Source organism: Neptuniibacter sp., from assembly GCF_024231755.1.
GTDB lineage: Bacteria > Pseudomonadota > Gammaproteobacteria > Pseudomonadales > Balneatricaceae > Neptuniibacter.
The window spans coordinates 1-1,261 of record NZ_JAAEQH010000336.1; the positions used below are offsets into that span (position 1 = coordinate 1).

The window sequence follows — 1,261 nt, forward strand, 5'->3', positions numbered from 1 at the left end:
CCTGACATTAGCAGCTCCCAGTATTTCGCCATGTTCAGATACAGTATTTGATGAAATCACATTAATTATTGATCAAATCCCCACAGCTGATGCAGGCCCTTCACTAGACACTATTTGTAAAACTGGTTTCTATAAAACAACTGATGCAAGTGCATCAGTTGGAGATAATGTATCATGGACGGTTGTAAATGAAGGTTCTGACGACTTTACAAATCCTACGAAGTTAAATGAAGCCATTTATACTCCAAGTACTGCAGCCATTGCTAACGGCTTTGCTACTTTACGGCTAACGGTTTCTGATGCTTCTTGTTCTGGAACTCGCTCTGATGATGATGATATTATTATCACCTTTATCGACGAACCGGTTATTTCTATTACAAGACCTCCCATCATCCCTACTTTGTGCGAGGGAAAAACTTATTATCTGGCATCTCTTATTTCATTTACAACTAATGCCAATTCATTTTTATGGACTAGTAATGGAGATGGAATTTTAACTGATCCAACAACACATAGGCCAACATATACGCCAAGTGCAACTGATGTAGCAAATGGATCAGTTATTCTTACTCTTACAACAGCTGACGCAATTTCGTCATGTAGCCCAGCTACGGACAATATTACATTCCCAGTTGCCGGAGCCCCCACGGTTGATGTAGGACCGGACGTGACTGTTTGTGCTGACGGTACTACGGTGCCTTTAACCGCAACAATTACAAATGATGTTAGCCGTTCATGGTCAACATTGGTTGGAGGTGGTTCAATTAGCAATAATAATGTCTACTACCCTGTGAGTGCTGACTACACAACCGGAGTAACGCTTGAATTGGAGATAACTGGCAATGATGCTTGTTCCGTTGCAACTGATTCTCTTGATATAACATTCATTCAGCTACCTACTGCCTATGCAGGTGCTGATGATACAATTTGCGAAGGGGATAATTATACATTATCTTATGCAAAAGCAACAACTGGTGCGGTAATTAGTTGGACTCATAATGGTCAAAATGGTTCATTTGGTGATGAAACTGAACAAAATCCAACGTATAGTCCAAGTGTTAGTGATGCTACAAATGGTAGTGTTAAATTAATTATAGATGTTACAGGAACTGGAGGTTGTATTGTGTCTGATACAATGATTCTAACAATTACTCCTGCACCAACTGCCGATGCAGGAGAGGCAGCGAATGCATGTATTGGTGTAGCTTACACTGTTGATGATGCAGATATCTTCAATGGAGATACATATAGTTGGAGTACA

General features: G+C 40.2%; 1 protein-coding gene. It reads left to right on the forward strand.

The window, feature by feature from the left end:
• Positions 1–1,261, forward strand: a 1,261-nt coding sequence (locus GY843_RS19460) for a hypothetical protein (RefSeq protein WP_297312173.1), incomplete at both ends; no start/stop codon positions are given.